At 62.4% G+C, this 16,043-nt stretch carries 20 protein-coding genes; 9 read left to right on the top strand and 11 right to left on the bottom strand.

Annotated elements, in window-relative coordinates; all coding sequences use genetic code 11:
- Positions 1-60 precede the first annotated feature (60 nt).
- Positions 61-1,302, bottom strand: coding sequence for an RNA polymerase sigma factor RpoD (rpoD, locus tag SynMINOS11_RS04585; protein WP_186550130.1), 1,242 nt, complete (start codon positions 1,300-1,302; stop codon positions 61-63).
- 288 nt (positions 1,303-1,590) lie between these two features.
- Here rpoD and priA point away from each other — a divergent pair, with 288 nt between their 5' ends.
- Complete coding sequence (gene priA / locus SynMINOS11_RS04580; RefSeq protein WP_186550128.1) at positions 1,591-3,834, top strand: replication restart helicase PriA; 2,244 nt, start codon at positions 1,591-1,593, stop codon at positions 3,832-3,834.
- Here priA and SynMINOS11_RS04575 read toward each other — a convergent pair.
- Genes SynMINOS11_RS04575 through SynMINOS11_RS04565 form a run of 3 tightly spaced genes read right to left on the bottom strand, consistent with a single transcriptional unit; the run spans position 3,831 to position 6,248 of the window.
- Positions 3,831-4,820 (bottom strand): DUF3153 domain-containing protein, encoded by a 990-nt coding sequence (locus SynMINOS11_RS04575; protein WP_186550126.1) that lies wholly within the window; start codon positions 4,818-4,820, stop codon positions 3,831-3,833. The genes priA and SynMINOS11_RS04575 overlap by 4 nt on opposite strands.
- A gap of 4 nt (positions 4,821-4,824) precedes the next feature.
- Positions 4,825-5,715 carry an acetylglutamate kinase gene (argB, locus tag SynMINOS11_RS04570; protein ID WP_186550124.1) on the bottom strand — a complete coding sequence of 297 codons (891 nt, stop codon included), beginning with the start codon at positions 5,713-5,715 and terminating at the stop codon, positions 4,825-4,827.
- On the bottom strand, positions 5,706-6,248 hold the full coding sequence (locus SynMINOS11_RS04565; protein ID WP_186550712.1) for a DUF2854 domain-containing protein: 543 nt from the start codon (positions 6,246-6,248) through the stop codon (positions 5,706-5,708). Before SynMINOS11_RS04565 ends, argB begins: the two co-directional genes overlap by 10 nt.
- Positions 6,249-6,300: 52 nt before the next feature.
- Between SynMINOS11_RS04565 and SynMINOS11_RS04560 the strand changes: the two genes are divergently transcribed.
- Entirely contained in the window at positions 6,301-6,480 is a 180-nt protein-coding gene (locus SynMINOS11_RS04560; protein ID WP_011935301.1) for a hypothetical protein, read from the top strand.
- An 8-nt stretch (positions 6,481-6,488) separates the two neighbouring features.
- On the opposite strand, the gene SynMINOS11_RS04555 is transcribed toward SynMINOS11_RS04560, so the two are convergent.
- The gene (locus SynMINOS11_RS04555) at positions 6,489-7,013 is read right to left on the bottom strand and encodes a single-stranded DNA-binding protein (protein ID WP_255445493.1); all 525 of its coding nucleotides are present in this window, start codon (positions 7,011-7,013) and stop codon (positions 6,489-6,491) included.
- On the opposite strand from SynMINOS11_RS04555, the gene SynMINOS11_RS04550 reads away from it, so the two are divergent.
- Positions 7,012-7,779, top strand: a complete 768-nt coding sequence (locus SynMINOS11_RS04550; RefSeq protein ID WP_186550121.1) for a precorrin-6A/cobalt-precorrin-6A reductase — start codon at positions 7,012-7,014, stop codon at positions 7,777-7,779. The genes SynMINOS11_RS04555 and SynMINOS11_RS04550 overlap by 2 nt on opposite strands.
- A 10-nt stretch (positions 7,780-7,789) precedes the next feature.
- Positions 7,790-8,134, top strand: a complete 345-nt coding sequence (gene cutA, locus SynMINOS11_RS04545) for a divalent-cation tolerance protein CutA (protein WP_370586186.1) — start codon at positions 7,790-7,792, stop codon at positions 8,132-8,134.
- On the opposite strand, the gene SynMINOS11_RS04540 is transcribed toward cutA, so the two are convergent.
- The 5 genes from SynMINOS11_RS04540 to SynMINOS11_RS04520 all read right to left on the bottom strand — a co-directional run bounded on the left by SynMINOS11_RS04540 (position 8,091) and on the right by SynMINOS11_RS04520 (position 13,161).
- Complete coding sequence (locus SynMINOS11_RS04540; protein ID WP_186550117.1) at positions 8,091-9,101, bottom strand: adenosine kinase; 1,011 nt, start codon at positions 9,099-9,101, stop codon at positions 8,091-8,093. The genes cutA and SynMINOS11_RS04540 overlap by 44 nt on opposite strands.
- The gene (locus SynMINOS11_RS04535; RefSeq protein WP_186550115.1) at positions 9,098-10,411 is read right to left on the bottom strand and encodes an adenylosuccinate synthase; all 1,314 of its coding nucleotides are present in this window, start codon (positions 10,409-10,411) and stop codon (positions 9,098-9,100) included. The genes SynMINOS11_RS04540 and SynMINOS11_RS04535 overlap by 4 nt, the downstream gene beginning before the upstream one ends.
- Before the next feature lie 73 nt (positions 10,412-10,484).
- Entirely contained in the window at positions 10,485-10,910 is a 426-nt protein-coding gene (gene psb27 / locus SynMINOS11_RS04530; RefSeq protein WP_186550113.1) for a photosystem II protein Psb27, read from the bottom strand.
- A gap of 29 nt (positions 10,911-10,939) precedes the next feature.
- Positions 10,940-11,359: a hypothetical protein gene (locus SynMINOS11_RS04525; protein ID WP_186550111.1), complete on the bottom strand. Its 420-nt coding sequence runs from the start codon at positions 11,357-11,359 to the stop codon at positions 10,940-10,942.
- Positions 11,359-13,161: a proline--tRNA ligase gene (locus tag SynMINOS11_RS04520; RefSeq protein WP_186550109.1), complete on the bottom strand. Its 1,803-nt coding sequence runs from the start codon at positions 13,159-13,161 to the stop codon at positions 11,359-11,361. Before SynMINOS11_RS04520 ends, SynMINOS11_RS04525 begins: the two co-directional genes overlap by 1 nt.
- Positions 13,162-13,333: 172 nt before the next feature.
- Here SynMINOS11_RS04520 and SynMINOS11_RS04515 point away from each other — a divergent pair, with 172 nt between their 5' ends.
- From SynMINOS11_RS04515 to SynMINOS11_RS04505, 3 genes are all read left to right on the top strand, one after another.
- Positions 13,334-13,792, top strand: coding sequence for a hypothetical protein (locus tag SynMINOS11_RS04515; protein ID WP_186550107.1), 459 nt, complete (start codon positions 13,334-13,336; stop codon positions 13,790-13,792).
- Positions 13,793-13,895: 103 nt separating this feature from the next.
- Complete coding sequence (locus SynMINOS11_RS04510) at positions 13,896-14,123, top strand: hypothetical protein (RefSeq protein WP_186550105.1); 228 nt, start codon at positions 13,896-13,898, stop codon at positions 14,121-14,123.
- 12 nt (positions 14,124-14,135) lie between these two features.
- On the top strand, positions 14,136-14,696 hold the full coding sequence (locus SynMINOS11_RS04505) for an inorganic diphosphatase (RefSeq protein WP_186550103.1): 561 nt from the start codon (positions 14,136-14,138) through the stop codon (positions 14,694-14,696).
- Here the strand turns inward: SynMINOS11_RS04505 and SynMINOS11_RS04500 are convergent.
- On the bottom strand, positions 14,629-15,300 hold the full coding sequence (locus SynMINOS11_RS04500) for a class I SAM-dependent methyltransferase (RefSeq protein ID WP_186550101.1): 672 nt from the start codon (positions 15,298-15,300) through the stop codon (positions 14,629-14,631). The two genes, SynMINOS11_RS04505 and SynMINOS11_RS04500, sit on opposite strands and share 68 nt — an antisense overlap.
- A 95-nt stretch (positions 15,301-15,395) precedes the next feature.
- Here SynMINOS11_RS04500 and SynMINOS11_RS04495 point away from each other — a divergent pair, with 95 nt between their 5' ends.
- On the top strand, positions 15,396-15,764 hold the full coding sequence (locus SynMINOS11_RS04495) for a 2Fe-2S iron-sulfur cluster-binding protein (protein ID WP_011935288.1): 369 nt from the start codon (positions 15,396-15,398) through the stop codon (positions 15,762-15,764).
- A 14-nt stretch (positions 15,765-15,778) separates the two neighbouring features.
- A complete protein-coding gene (locus tag SynMINOS11_RS04490; protein ID WP_186550099.1) occupies positions 15,779-16,024 on the top strand; it encodes a Nif11-like leader peptide family RiPP precursor in 246 nt (81 codons plus the stop codon).
- Positions 16,025-16,043: the final 19 nt, after the last annotated feature.

The raw sequence follows: 16,043 nt of genomic DNA, 5'->3' as shown, positions 1-16,043 counted from the left end.
AGCACAAAAAAGCCCCCGCCGAAGCAGGGGTCATGAGATCTCGTCCGCGAATGGCGCTGACTATTTGATGTACTCCTTGAGCACGCCGTTGCGGTTGGGATGACGCAACTTGCGTAGGGCCTTGGCTTCGATCTGGCGGATGCGCTCACGGGTCACATCGAAGATCTGACCGATCTCTTCGAGGGTCTTCATGCGGCCGTCGTCGAGGCCATAACGCAGACGCAGCACATCACGCTCACGGGGGCTCAAGGTGGCGAGCACACCTTCGAGGTCCTCACGCAGCAGATTCTTGGCCACGTCTTGATCGGGATTCTCGATGTCGGCTTCGATGAAGTCGCCGAGACGTGAGTCCTCTTCCTTACCGATTGGTGTTTCCAGGGAAATCGGCAACTGAGCTGACTTGGCGATGAAGCGCAGCTTCTCGATGGTCATCTCCATCGATTCAGCGATCTCTTCTTCTGTTGGCTTGCGGCCGAACTCCTGGGAGAGCACCTTGGTGGTCTTCTTGATGCGAGAGATCGTCTCGTAGAGGTGCACCGGCAGGCGGATGGTGCGCGACTGGTCGGCGATGGCGCGGGTGATGGCCTGACGAATCCACCAGGTGGCGTAGGTGGAGAACTTGTAGCCCTTCTCGTGGTCGAACTTCTCAGCCGCACGGATCAAGCCGAGGCTGCCTTCTTGAATCAGGTCCTGGAAGCTCAGGCCCCGATTCATGTACTTCTTGGCAATCGACACCACCAGGCGCAGGTTGGACTGCACCATCTTTTCTTTGGCCCGGCGGCCGAGCATCAAGCGGCGACGGAACTTGATGGGGGGCATGTCGACCAGGACAGCCCACTCGCGGTTGTCGGGATATTTGCCGTGGTCTTCCTCGTACTGATCAGCCAGCTCTTCGAGGTGAAGCAGGTCGGCGATCTTGCGGGCCAGCTCAATCTCTTCATCAGGGCGCAGCAGGCGGATGCGGCCGATCTCCTGCAGATACACCCGGATGGAGTCTTCGGTGTAGACGCCCTTCGGGCCGATCTTGATGCTGGGCAGCTTGGCGGCCTTGCCGTCTTTCGCGACGGTGGTCGTGACAGCAACTTCAGCCTGAGGCTCGGCTTTGGCCTTCGGAGCAGCCTTGGCCTTAGGGGCTGCCTTGGCTTTGGGAGCAGCCTTGGCCTTAGGGGCTGCCTTGGCCTTAGGGGCTGCCTTGGCTTTGGGAGCAGCCTTGGCTTTGGGAGCGGCCTTGGCTTTCACCGGCTTGGCTTCGGTGGCTTCCGCGACAGCGGTTGTGGACTTAGCGGCAGCAGCTACGGGCATGCGATCGAACCGAACGAAGGGCTAAGAGAGACGGGAAAGCGTCTCATTACGCCGAGCACATGCGACTAACGCGCCTGCGCAACAGCAGTGATCTGGGGTACAAGACGACAAAAATGTCGGAGTGACAGGGTTGTCAGGGGTGATCGCAGACCCTGAGCAGAAGCTCCTCGGTGTCTTCCCTCTGGACGGAACTCTGTCGTGTTCCGACGGCTGTGTTACCAGCCCAACTCATCCATCTTAAGAAATGGGTGTGGGTTGCGCAAGCTTGGCTTGACTGCTGGAGGATGATTGTTTGCGCCGTTTCCCAAACCAGACGTGGGGGAACGGGTTTCAGTCAGTGTTTGGGTGGAGGCCGGCCGCAGCGGGCGGTTGCTCAGTTACGACGCCAGCGGGGTTGAACCGCTTCAAGCTGGCGATCTGGTGCGCGTCAAACTCCGCGGCCAGCTGCATACAGGCATTGTCAGCGCGGAGGGTGCTGATGTGCCAGAGGGTGTTGCGCTCAGCCCTGTGCTGGAGCGGTTAGAGACCGCCGCTGTTGATCCCCTGTGGCAGCAGATGCTCGAGGGGGTGGCGCAGCGCTGCCACACCTCCAGCTTTCAGGTGCTGAAAACAGCATTGCCCAATGGCTGGCTTGGGCACCGTCGCCAGAGCGGCGGCCATGGGCGCAGCGTGTTGGTGGCCGAGCGCCTGCAGCCTCCGCCCCCTGGCGACTCACCTACCCAACGCCAGCAAACGCTGCTCGATCTCCTCGAGACCCATGGCCCCAAGCCCGTCACCCAATTGGTGGAGCAAGGCTTTGGCCGGGCCCTGCTGAAAACCCTGGCCAGCAAACAATGGATTGCGCTGACGCCAACGCTGCTGAAAGACGAGGCCGCCCTCGTGGGCAGCCAAGTTGAGCTGAAGGAAGAGCCGCCTGAGCTCAGCGCGCAGCAGCAGCAGGCCCTACAGCAATGGCAGCAACAACCCGAGATCCGCCAATGGCTGCTGTGGGGGGTGACTGGATCTGGCAAAACCGAGGTGTACCTGCGCTGCTGCCAGCACGTGCTCGAGCAGGGCCAAAGCGTGTTGCTGCTCACTCCTGAAATCGGCCTGGTGCCTCAGCTGCTGCAGCGCTGCCGCCAGCGTTTTGGTGATCGCGTCATCAGCTTCCACTCGGGCCTCAGCGATGGTGAGCGCATCAAGGCGTGGCGCCGCTGCCGCCAAGGCGGGGCCAACGTGGTGGTGGGAACACGCTCGGCGATCTTTTTGCCGATGCCCCAGCTGGGCTTGATCGTGCTGGATGAAGAGCACGACAGCTCTTACAAGCAGGAATCGCCGATGCCCTGCTACCACGCCCGAGATGTGGCCCGGATCCGCATGGAACTGGAGGGGGCGCGGCTGCTGTTTGGTAGCGCCACCCCGAGCCTGGAGAACTGGTTATTAACCCAACAAGACAACGCAGCCATGGGGCTGCTGGAGCTGCGTGATCGCATCGCCGCGCGCCCCCTGCCGCCAGTGCATGTTGTGGACATGCGCCAAGAGCTGGCCAGCGGCCACCGGCGCCTACTGAGCCTCCCACTGCTGGACCGGCTGATGCAACTGCCGGAGCGGCAGGAGCAGGCGGTGGTGTTGGTGCCGCGCCGCGGCTACAGCACCTTTTTGAGCTGCCGCAGCTGCGGTGAGGTGGTGATGTGCCCCCACTGCGATGTATCGCTGACGGTGCATCGCAACAGCCGCGGTGATAGCTGGCTGCGCTGCCATTGGTGTGATCACCGCCAGGAGATCAGTGATCGCTGCGGCCATTGCGGATCCACGGCCTTCAAACCCTTTGGCGCTGGGACCCAGCGGGTGATGGACACCCTCGAGCAAGAGCTCGAAGGAGTGCGGCTGTTGCGCTTTGACCGCGACACCACCCGCGGACGCGACGGCCATCAACGCCTGCTGCAGCAATTTGCCGCTGGCGAAGCCGATGTACTGGTAGGTACGCAAATGCTGGCCAAAGGCATGGATCTACCGAGCGTCACCTTGGCGGCCGTGCTGGCGGCTGATGGCCAGCTGCACCGGCCCGATGTGCGCGCTGCCGAAGAAAGCCTGCAGCTGATGCTGCAACTGGCCGGCCGCGCTGGCCGCGGGGAACGGCCCGGCGAGGTGCTGGTGCAGACCTACAGCCCTGATCACCGGGTGATCCGCCATCTGATCGATGGGCGCTACGGGCGCTTTTTGGAAGAGGAAGCCAGCGTGCGGCAGGGGGCTGGACTGGTGCCCTACAGCCGCGCTTGCATCCTGCGTCTGGCCGGCCCTGCCGCCAGCCTCACAGCCAGCACCGCCACCACCATCGCTGAAGCCATCGGCCCGCAACTGCAAGCCGCGGGCTGGTTGGTGATTGGCCCTGCCCCGGCAGCACGCTCCAAGGTGGCCGGCCTCAGCCGCTGGCAATTGCTGCTGCAAGGCCCAGCTAATTCCAACTTACCGCTGCCGCCGGAGACAGAATTGCGCAAGCTGCTGCCCCGCGGCGTGCACTTGGCGATCGATCCAGACCCCTTGGAGCTCTAAGCGCGCTGCCCAGCTTGGAACTGCCGCAACAGCAGGCTGACCAGCAACAGCAGCAGCACCGCAACACTGCCAAGGCCCAGGCCACTCCAGCGCCAACAGCGCAACAGCAGGTGATTGGCCTCACCGGGTTGGGGCTGCCAATCCAGTTGCTGAGATGACTCGTTCTCAACGGGGGGCTCAGCTTGACGAACCGCCGCCGAGCCAAAGGGATGCAAGTGCAGATGCAGTTCCAGGCCAGGCACCGGATCGAGCATGGAGAGATCCCAATCAAGCTGGATCTGTTGCTGCACGCCCAGCAACCAATTGCGCTCGCGCCACTGCAGCTGCGGCTGCGGCAGCTCCTCGGCCATCAGCTCCGAGGCGCCACTGACCTGCTCTTGCAACCAGGGCGCCAGCTCCTGCAAGCCCAACAGCACAGGCTTTTGGCGGCTGGCTGTGGTCCCCTGCAATTGCTGCTCCACCACCACCCGGCCTGGAGAGGTGAAATGAAAATCGGTGTCGACGCGAACGCATCCGGCCATGAGCAGCGTCAGCCCGATCAGCACCGCCATCGCTAGGGCGGCAAAGCCAGCCGGTGAGCGGGTGCGTCCCACCGGCGGCGGCGCTGGTGGGGGCGGAGTTTGGCGTCGGCGCGAGCGGCGACCGGCTTTGGCCACACCTTCGAGGGCCGGCATTGAGCCCAGCTGCGGCAGCTGAACCGTGCGATCGGAGGGCACCTGCAGCACTGGGGCCTCCAGCACGGCCAACAGGGCGCGGGCTTGCCGGCGCAGCTCCCCATCACCGCACTGGGCGGCAGCACGGCAACTCTGTTTGGCTCGCTCAGCATCGCCGAGCCCCTGATGGGCTGTGGCCTGCAGCAGGCGCACCTCGGCGCCAAGCTTCATGGTGACCGGCAACTCGGCAGCCAAGGGCTCCAGCAGCTGCAACACCCGCCGGTATTCGCCGCAACCCAACGCGCTTTCAGCGGCCTTGATCGCCTGGTCCATGGCCTCAGCCCTGCTGGCGGCTTCCCAACACCATCGTGCCGATTCCTGAGTTGGTGAACACCTCAAGCAGCAAGGAATGGGGAACGCGGCCATCAAGAATGTGGGCCGCCCGCACTCCTTGGGCCAACGCGCGAATGCAGCACTCCGTTTTGGGAACCATGCCGCCTGCCACAACCCCATCATTAATCAGCTCGCGCGCCTCCGACAGGCTGAGCTGATCAATCAATGACTCGGGATCATCGCGGTCCCGCAGGATGCCTGGAGTGTCGGTCAGCAGGATCAGTTTTTCGGCATCCATCGCCGCGGCCAATTCACCCGCCACCGTGTCGGCATTGATGTTGTAGGGCTGGCCCTCATGGTTCGGGGCCACGCTTGAGATCACCGGGATGTAGCCCTGATCAAGCAGCGGAATGATCACCGAGGGATCCACCTGGGCCACATCCCCCACCAATCCCAAAGACCCATCGCCATGCGTTCGGGCCTGCACCAGGCCACCATCGGCGCCGCTCAACCCCACCGCCCGGCCACCGACGCGGTTGAGGCCATTGACGATCTGTTTATTGACGCGGCCAACCAGCACCATCTCCACCACGTCCATGGTGTCGGGGCAGGTAACCCGCAGCCCCTCTTGAAACACCGGTTCGATCGAGAGGCGATTGAGCCACTGGTTGATTTCAGGACCACCGCCATGGACCACCACCGGCTCGACGCCAACGCTGGCCAGCAGAGCCACATCGCGAAACACCGCATCACGCAGGTCTTCGCGGACCATGGCGGCTCCGCCGTACTTGATCACCACACGGCGACCACGAAAACGCTGGATATAAGGAAGAGCCTCGCTGAGGACCTCAACCCGCAAGACATCCGGTGTTGTCATGGCTGGCTCTAGGGACATGGCTGACGCAGTTGCACGATGAGCAGATCAGCCTCTCCATCCTCCAGGCTCGCCTCCAAGCCAGGCCCAAAAAAGCGCCCCAACCGGTCGGCCTTCTGATGCCAGTGCTCACGGGGCACATCGCCCAACTCAAACACCATCTCCAGGGCGTAGCGGCCGCCGTGGTCGTACTCGGCAATGCTCTGCAGTTGGGGCGGATTCTCCTCATCCCAGAGCTTGAGGGCTTCCAAGGAACTCTCCAGGTGAGCCTTTTGGCCATAGCGCCAGCGCACCACATCCTTCAGCAGCTTGAGCTGCTCTTTGGTGCCGGTGGAGTCGCGCAGCTCACTGAACTGAGCCGCCGGTGTCAGCCGAACAGGAGGCGGCAGCTCGGAAGACTTGAGCGCCAAGCCACCCAGAAAGATGGGGATGCCATAGAAAATCGTCGGCAAACTTACGTTGGGGGAGTCGGTGGCATAGGCCACCGAACCAATCACCGTGAGCATGGCACCAGCCACGGTGAGCAGCGAGCCTGGAGAGAACAAATCCTTCATCGCGTCATCTTCCCGTAAGGCGAGCGAAAATAATGGCGAAAAGCCAAGGCCCATGAGCGACGCCGAGACCACGCCAGCCGAGCTGCTGAACCAATTGCAGCAAGACCGGCGTTGGCTGTTGCGCCAATTGGACCAGGGCCAGTGGCCCGAACTACGACTTGATCTGGCTGCTCTCGAGCGCGAACTCGGGCAGCTCCTGGATCAAACCAGTCAGCACATCTCTCAGCCTTGATTCCCTGCTTAGAAGGGAATCTCATCGTCGGGGAGGTCCACCAGCGGGCCGGTGTTCCAGCTAGGTGCTTCAGCTGCAGCAGGAGCAGAGGCGCGAGCGGGGGCGGCCTGAGGAGCTGGAGCCGCGGCAGGCGCAGAGGCGGCGCTGGGGGCTGGAGCCGGGGCTCCACCACCAGCCAACGGGTGCATGCGGGAGAGGGTGAATTCGGCTTTTTTCTCTTTGATGCCATCGGCGCGGGCCGTGGTGTTCATACGCAGCCGGCCTTCGAGCACCAAGCGTTGACCTACTTGCACGCGGCTTTGCAGGTCCTGAGCCAGGCTGCCAAAACCCACCACCTTGAGCTCACCAGAAGGATCTTCGGCCCGCAAACCATCGATGCGAACCTGCATCTCGGCAATCGGCATCTGGTTGTCTTGGGTGTAACGGATCGTGGGCGCCCCCAGCACTTCCACCTCGAGCAGGCAGTGATTCACGTCGATCGCGGCGTTGTGGCGCCCATCCTCACCCATGCAAGCCAGTGGAGCCAGTGCCATGGATGAGCAGCGCATCTGGCTGCTCAGCGGCACCGGGGAAGGGCCGCCCCTGGCCGCCGAGTTGTTGCGGCGTGGATGGCAGCTGCGGGTGAGCGTGGTGAGCAGCACGGCCACACGGGCGTATCCGGCTCACCCTGCACTCGAGCTACAGGTAGGTGCCCTGGGCGATGAGGCAGCGGTTCAAAACGCCTTCGCCCAATGGCCCTGCCGCTGGGTGGTGGACGCGGCGCACCCCTTTGCCCGCAGCATTCATCCCGCCGTGGCCAAGGCCTGCAAGGCCCTGGGCCAACCGCTACTGCGGCTGCAGCGGCCGATGTTCAACAGCCCAGGGGCCACCGTGCTGGAGCGGCTTGAAGACCTGGCCGATCAGCCGTTGGAGCGCGACAGCCTGCTGCTGGCCCTGGGCGCCCGCGAACTCGCTGCAGCCTTGAGCTTCAGCCGGGCCCGCGAGCATGCTGTGCGGCTGCTGCCGTCGGCTAGCGCCTTGGGCCAGGCGCTGCAATTGGGCCTACCGGCTGAGCGCATTGCCTGCCTGCGGCCGCACACCAGTAGCAGCCTGGAGGGATCGGTGGAAGCAGGGCTCTGCCGGCGCTGGAGCATCACGGCGGTGCTGGCCCGTCAATCGGGCGGACCACCGGAGCAGCAATGGCATCGAATCTGCCAAGCCATGGGCCTGAAACTGCTGCTGCTGGCCAGACCCGAAAGCCGTGATCCCCATGGCTTGGAAATCGAACCGTTGCTCGCCAGGCTGGGATGGCCGCCATGAGGATTGCCCTGTGAATCTGGTCGTGGTGCTCACCACCGAAGCCAACCAAGCCAACGCTGAAGCCCTGGCGGCCCAGTTGCTGGAGCAACGCCTCGCAGCCTGCATCGCCTTGCAGGCGCAGCAGTCGCTGTATCACTGGCAGGGCCGCATCGAGCGAGACAGCGAAGTGCAGCTGTTGATCAAGACCAGTGCCGATCAACTAGACGCACTGCAGATCGCACTGCACCAGCTCCACAGCTACGACGTACCGGAGTGGATTGTGCTGTCAGGCCAGTGCTCAGAGGCCTACGGCAGCTGGCTGACCAGCAGCCTCAAACAGCCAGGGCCGGGAGATGCTTCTGCACCAGCTCTTTGAGGGAGACCTGGGGCCTCGGGCCCATCTGCGTCACCACTTGAGCGGCGCAGAGTGAAGCGATTTGGCCGCACTGATCAGCCGCCAGGCCCTGGGTGTAGCCGTACAGGAAGCCCGCGGCGTAGGTATCACCAGCACCAGTGGTGTCGCGCAAGTCGCCCAACTGGAACGGGGCAATGGCGTGGGTGGTCTCACCCTCCAGCACCCATGAGCCCTGCTCACTGCGCGTCAAGCAAGCCAAGCGGCAGTGCTGACGCACCTGCTGAGCGGCCTCTTCAAAACTGGAGGCCTGATAGAGGCTGATGATCTCGGCTTCGTTGGCAAACAGAATGTCGACGTGGTTTTCCACCAGGTCTCGGAAGCTGTCGCGGTGGCGATCCACGCAGAAGGGATCCGACAGGCTCAAGGCCACTTGACCGCCATTGGCTTTGACCTCGGAGGCCGCCGCCACAAAGGCGCGTTTGGCTTCTTCGGCATCCCAGAGGTAGCCCTCGAGGTAGAGCACCTTGGCGCGACGGACCATCGACAGATCAATGTCGTTGGGATCGAGATGCACCGACGCCCCCAAGAACGTGTTCATGGTGCGCTGCGCATCCGGGGTGACGAGGATCATGCAGCGGGCTGTCGAAGGACCGCTCTGCACAGCAGGGGTGTCGAACAGGCAACCGGTGGCCCGCAAATCGTGGGCAAAGATGCTGCCCAATTGGTCGTTGCGCACGCGGCCGATGAAGCCAGCGCTGCCGCCGAGCTGGGCGATGGCCGCCATGGTGTTGGCCACTGAACCACCAGACGTTTCAACGCCCGGGCCCATGGCGCCATAGAGAGCCTCGGCCTGCTGCTCATCCACCAGAGCCATGGTGCCCTTGCTCAGGCCCTGGCGATCGAGAAAACCGTCGTCACTCTCAGAGAGCACATCAACGATGGCGTTGCCGATGCCAACGACATCGAGAGCTGAAGGGGTGGTGGTCATGCGCTGAGCAGTGCTCGTTTGGGTCCGTGGATGGGATCCTCCACCACGATGGTTTGATCGCGGCTGGCACCCAGGGACACGATCGCGATGGGCACCTCCATCAGATCTGCCAAAAAGCGCAAGTACGACATCGCCTTCTCCGGCAAGTCATCAAGGCTGCGGCAATCCGCGGTGGAGGTTTGCCAGCCAGGCAAGGTTTCAAACACTGGCTGGCAACGGGCGAACTCCGAGGCGCTGCTGGGGAAATGATTCACCCGCTGACCATCGAGTTCATAGGCCACACAGACCTGGATTTCATCGAGTTCATCGAGCACATCCAGCTTGGTGATGGCCAGGCAATCCAAGCCGTTGACCTCCACCGCATAGCGGCCGATCACCCCGTCAAACCAGCCACAGCGGCGCCGGCGGCCCGTGGTGGTGCCGTACTCGCCGCCGCGATCGCAAAGGTGGTCCGAGAGGCTGCCCTCCAGCTCAGTAGGGAAGGGCCCCTCACCGACGCGGGTGGTGTAGGCCTTGGCAACTCCGATCACCCGGTCGATCAGGGTTGGGCCAACCCCAGCACCAATGCAGGCACCACCAGCCACAGGGTTGGAGGACGTCACATAGGGATAGGTGCCGTGATCGAGATCCAGCAGGGTGCCTTGGGCCCCTTCAAACAGGATGTTTTGGCGTGCCCGGGCAGCGTCATGGATGGCGCGGGTGCAATCCACCACATGGCTGGAGAGGCGGCGTCCGTAGTCGGCGTATTCGGCAATCACCTCCTCGGCATCGAGGGGCTCAAGGCCATAGAGCTTCTGAAGCTGCAGGTTTTTCGCAGCGATAGGCCCCTGCAGTCGCTCGCGCAGCAGCTGCTCATCGAGCAGATCGATCATGCGCAGACCACTGCGCTCAGCCTTATCGGAATAGGTGGGGCCGATGCCACGGCCGGTGGTGCCAATGCGCTGGTTGCCGCGCTGTTGCTCCATCGCCTGATCGAGCAGGCGGTGATACGGGAGCGTCACATGGGCGGTGGAGGCCACCTTCAAGCCGCTGGCGTCAATGTCGTTGCTGGCCAGCATCGCCAGCTCGCCCAGCAACACCTTGGGATCGACCACCGTGCCGGATCCAATCAGGCAGGTGGTGTCGGGGTAAAGGATTCCAGAGGGGATCAGGTGCAGCTTGAGCACTTGACCATCAACAACGATGGTGTGCCCGGCGTTGACACCACCCTGATAACGCACGACGACGTCGGCAGAGCGGCTGAGCAGATCGGTGATCTTTCCCTTGCCCTCGTCACCCCATTGAGCACCGATGACGACAACGTTGGCCAAAGCAAGGGCGACTCAGGGCCGCAATCCGAACAATCCGCGATTTTTTCAGATCAACCACCCCCGCGTCAAAAAATCAGCTGCCGCGGACGACGCTGAGCTCAGCCTTGTGGAGCTCCTTTTCCAGACGGGCGCGCAGGTCGTCAGACAGCGGGCGATTGTTGTAACTGGCGTAGTGGGCGGCCAGGGAGTTCAACGCCGTTTGCATGGTGGTGAAGGAGGCCAAACCATTGACGCGGCTATTGGGGCGATACAGGGAGATGTACTCGTTGATCAGATCGCGCGCTTGCTGCTGCTGCTCGCTGCTGGCTTGACCGTCCTCTGGAGCGATGGTGCTCAGCAGGCTCTTAGCCACGCTGACGGTGTCATCCACATAGGTGCCGGTGAGGCCTGAGGGGGTGCCCCCACAAGCGCTCAAGCCAAACACCAAGGCCACCAACAACAACAGCTGAAGGCCGGCACGCACCAGCTGTTGGCCGAAGCCCCGCAACGCAGCAAACACAGAGACAAGCCGGCAGATTGAGCAGGACTTTAAGGGGTGTTCCAAGCCGGCGGCAGGGCGGCGCGGCAGTGCTTGACCAGCAGCTGTTGCGTCCAGGCGGGCGGCAAATCGCGATCCTGGCCCGACCAACTGCGCTCCAAGGAGGGGGCGCGGCGGTTCAGTCCGAGCAAGGCATCACGTTGGCGAATGCGGGTCAGGCTGACCACGCTGTTTTGCGGTTGCTGGTCATCGCATTGCAGCTCCACCACCAAGGTCATGGCTTCGCTGGGGGAGCGCTCCAGCCGCACAGGGATGCTCAGCTGACGCACGCCGCCGGGGAGTGTTAGCTCGTTCTCAGTAGGGCCGATCTCCAACCGTCGCTCGGCGGTCATCGGAGGCACCGGGGGAGCGGCACGGCACCCCACCAGCACAGCCGCGAGGGCAGCAGCAGCAGCCAAAGAGCGTCTCATCACAACCCCTGACGTTGTTGATCCAGGGTCTGCAGCAACTGAGCCATCAAGTCTTGGTGGGGACCCTCCTGCTTCTCGCCACTGCAGCGCTCCACCAGCTCCACCTGGCCATTGGCAGCACCGCGTCCCACCACCAGGCGCCAAGGAATGCCGATGAGTTCGGCGTCTTTGAATTTCACGCCGGCCCGCTCGTTGCGGTCATCGAGCAGCACATCGACGCCAGCCTGCTGCAACTGCCCATAAAGGTCTTCGGCCAACTCCACCTGCTGCGCTTCTTTGCTGCTGGCGATCACGATCACCACTTCAAACGGTGCGATGGGCACAGGCCACACCATGCCGGCGGAGTCATGGTGCTGCTCAACGGCGGCTTGGGCCAAGCGCGACACACCAATGCCGTAGCAACCCATCCAGAGGGGGGCGTCTTGCCCCTGCTCGTTGGCAAACGTGGCGCCGAGGGCGTCGGAGTACTTGAGCCCCAGCTGAAAGATATGGCCCACTTCAATGCCGCGGCGGGCCTGCAGCTGTTGGCTGGGGTCATGGCAACAGCGATCACCGGGCAGCGCGGCGCGCAGCTCGACGCGCTGAGGGCTGGCCATGCCGGGCTCGCTCCAATTGGCTGCGATGCGATGGGCATCGGAGCGGTTGGCTCCGCAAATGAACAGGGGCAAATCCAGGGCCGTTGGATCGCCCAAACGCAAAAAGCTGCTCTCCAATTTTTTGCTGCCCTGCAACACCGCATCACTGAGATCAGGGCCGAGGTAGCCAAAGGCAGGCACGTTTTCAGCGGCCAAATGCTTGGCCTCCAACGGCTCAATGCCTAAGAGAGCACCCCAAGCCTGGCCATGATGCTGATTCAGCCAATTGGCCAGCTTCACTTCATTGAGCTGTTGATCACCGCGCAGAGAGACCAGCAGGGCCTGCTGGCGACCTTGCTCAAAGCGCGCCACCAACAGGATCACCTTGACCAACTGAGAGGCGTGCCAGCCCTGGGCCTCCACCAAGGCATCAATGCTGGTTTGCCCGGGGGTGTCCAGCTCCGCGGCTGTCGCGCTCTGCAGGGGCACCGGCTCAGCCGGCAGGGATTCAGCCCGCTCTTGGTTGGCCGCATAGGAGCCATCGGCACTGCTGAGAATGAGGTCTTCACCGGCTTCAGCGGTGACCATGAACTCCTGGCTAGCGGAACCACCGATGGCACCGCTGTCGGCTTGAACGGCCACAGCCTGGAGACCGCAGCGGGAAAAGATGCGGCGATAGGCCTGATCCATGGCGGCATAGCCGCGGCCGAGATCTTCAGCGCTGGCATGGAAGGAATAGGCATCTTTCATGATGAATTCGCGGCCACGCATCAAGCCGAAGCGCGGGCGGATTTCATCTCTGAATTTCGTTTGGATCTGATAGAGGTTGACGGGCAGCTGGCGGTATGAGCGCAGCAGGTCGGCAGCCAGCGCTGTGATCACCTCTTCGTGGGTGGGGCCAAGCCCCAGCTCCCGGTCCTGGCGGTCCTGCAGGTGAAACATGATTCCTTCCCCAGCGGTGTAGCCCGACCAACGACCACTGCGCTGCCACAGCTCAGCGGGTTGCAGCTGGGGCAGCAGAGTTTCGAGGGCACCGGCGGCATCCATTTCCTGGCGAACGATCGCCGAGACCTTGCGCAGCACGCGCCACATCAAAGGCAGATAGGCGTAAATCCCAGAGGCCACACGGCGGATATAGCCGCCACGCAACAGCAGTTTGTGGGAGGGAATCTCCGCTTCTGCCGGGTCATCGCGCAGCGTCACCAACAACAGGGCGGAGACGCGCATCGCTTGCAGCAGAACAGGTGGCGGAACCTATCACCGAGGCATTGAAGACGAAGAAAGTAAATTGAGTCTCATGGGGACGATTCACTAACCTCCACAGGCTGAGAATTATTTATGCCTCAGAGGAAAACATCTGCTAGGGTCTGCCCATTCCAGCTCGTCCAATCGCCGTCTCATGGTTGCTATGCCTCCTGCGGGATATGCCGGAACTGAATCCGAGGCACCTGTAACCCCTTCCGGCGAAAGCGCTGAGGGCTTAATCGGTATTGATGAAGTTCAGCGCGCGCTGAACCGTTCTCGTGCATCTGTATACCGCTACACAAATACTGACCCTCGCAATCTCAACCCTCCGTTTAATCCTAGAAAGCTCAATCCTGAGTACAGAAGCGATCAAAAAGATCCGCTGATGTTTCACCCAAATGAGGTGGCACGCTTCGCTCGTGATGTACTCCGCATCAAAGAAGTCACGGTTGAAGTTCTTAATTCCCCCTATTCCGCTACTCAGCAGCTGCTGAGCACCATCCTTGATGAGCTCCGGGAGATCCGTGGCCTGCTCGCCTCCTCCGGCGTCGAGCCTGCAGCCGATCTCAGCGCTCGCCTGTCAGCTTCCGAGAGAAAGCGTTCAGCGGCCTGACGACAGATTTCTCTAGCGGTGGCATGATAAGGACGACCCCTGCGGGCTTCCTGCCAGCTGTGCCTCAACTTTGCGTTGAGCGGGTTGTTCCCGTTTTGTCTCCATGACCCCTGCCCTGATTCAGTCGCCCAGCGACACTGGCACCGAGACAGGCAACAGCTCTGACGACCCTCACAGTCGAGGAATTCGTCCCGTTGATCAACTCACCGGCCTCGCCATCGGTCTTGCCGCACTCCTATTGCCCCTGAGTGTGGTGTTGGCTGATTCGGTGTTGCCAATCAACCCAGCACCAACGCCAAGCTGGACAGGATCCCTTTTTCGTCAATCCTGACTTCGAGCCGCGATGGACTTGAGTGCCATTCCCGCGCAGCCGAGCATCGGCTTGCTCCACGTGGTGGTTGAAGTCCCAGCGGGTGGGCGCAACAAATACGAATACCTGCCGGCACCGGGACTGATGGGGCTCGACCGGGTGCTCCATCCCTCAGTGCAATACCCCTTTGATTACGGCTTTGTTCCCAACACCCTGGCGGACGACGGCTCACCGCTCGACGCCATGGTGGTGATGGAAGAGCCCACCTTTCCGGGGTGCCTGATCTTGACGCGACCCATCGGGATGTTGGAAGTGATTGATAACGGGCGCTTCGACGCCAAGATCCTTTGCGTGCCGGCCAACGATCCCCATCTCGATCGGATGAGCAACCTGGGGCAGATTTCTGCTCAGCAGCTCGAAGATATTGCCGAGTTCTTCCGCACCCACCGCGGCTTGGATGGCCGCATGACGGAAATTCAGGGCTGGATTGAAGGCTTACCGGTGTTTGAGCACATCAAACGCTGCATCACGGCCGCTTCTGAACCACCACTCCCTCCACCTGAAGCGCCTGATAAAAGCGCAGAGGATCACTAAAGCCAGCCGCTGCCAGCAGTGCAGAGCGGCGGGCTTCACCAATGAGATGCAACGGAGTCGCTGGTGTCACCGCTTGGGCATTGGCATCACCCTGAAATCGCTTCAAGGCAGCCTGAAACTGCTGAGTCGTGCCGCTCGCCATGCCACCAAAGCCCGCCAACACATCCACCAACACCAGCGGAGCGCCGGGCTGCAGCAAACGGGCCAAGGCGCTTAAAAACGCCAGCTTGGCTCCATCGTCGGGCAGCTCTTGCAGCACCAACACAGCAATAGCAGCGCCATAACTGGCCTCACCAGGAAGATCTTCGACGCGACTGTCCACCCAGCGAACCTGCTGAGCCGCAGCCCCCAAGCGGCGACGGGCTTCATCGAGCAATGAGGCCGCAGGGTCAACCCCCGTCAGGGCCCAATCCGGGCGTAGGCCCTGGGCTTCACGCAACTCCGCGCCGGTGCCGCATCCCACCACCAACACCTGGGAACCCGAAGGCTGCAGCGAGGGATAGCCCGCCAACAGCGAGACCGACAGCCTGGCCAGGCTCGAATAGCCAGGGATTTGCTGCCGCGCGAGGGCATCAAGGTCCGCCTGACGACTGGAAAGCTCCATGGACTCATGTTAGGCAGCACATCATTTCGGACCCCAATCCGCAATTCCCACCCGTTAGGCGGTTAAGTTGGTCGGCGCCCATAACCCCGACCGCCGTGCCCACCATCCGTTTTGAGCAGGAAGGCCAGCAGGTCGGTTGCATCGAAGGAGCCAATCTGCGCAAGGCAGCTCTCGATGCAGGGGTGAATCCTTATCAAGGTCTGAACAACCTCAACAACTGCGGCGGCGTCGGCCAGTGCGGCACCTGCGTGATGGAAGTTGTGGAAGGCATGGAGAACCTCTCCCCACGCTCCGACGTTGAAGAGGTCTATCTCGCAGACCGTCCAGCCACCTACCGGCTGAGCTGCCGCACCAGCGTCAACGGTGACGTCACCGTGCGCACCAAGCCCAACGACGCCGTTGGCAAAGGCTCGAACAGCTTGGTGGGCGCCCTCAAAGCTCTGCTCCCCATCGGCCGCCGCTGATCCCGGCAGCGGATATGGCTCTCCAACAACTCGACGCTTTCTTAGTGCACGCTCGCGCCCTGCCTGAGCTGGCCGATGCCCTACGGCAGCCCCTGAGCTTGGAGGATTTCCTGCGGCTCGCCAAAGGGGCAGGCTTTCAATTGTCTGAGCAGGATGTCTTTGAGGCGCAAGCTCGGGCCGATAGCGAGCGCAGCGACGCCGAGCTTCAAGCCCAAGCTGGCGAAGAAGCCAGGCGGATGCGCTCTTTTATTCCGGGCTGAGATTTGCCCCTAGGGTAAG

Source organism: Synechococcus sp. Minos11 (assembly GCF_014279855.1).
In the GTDB taxonomy this organism is placed as follows: domain Bacteria; phylum Cyanobacteriota; class Cyanobacteriia; order PCC-6307; family Cyanobiaceae; genus RCC307.
The sequence above is the reverse complement of the archived record's forward strand: the minus strand, read 5'-3'. Positions and strand labels throughout refer to the sequence as shown.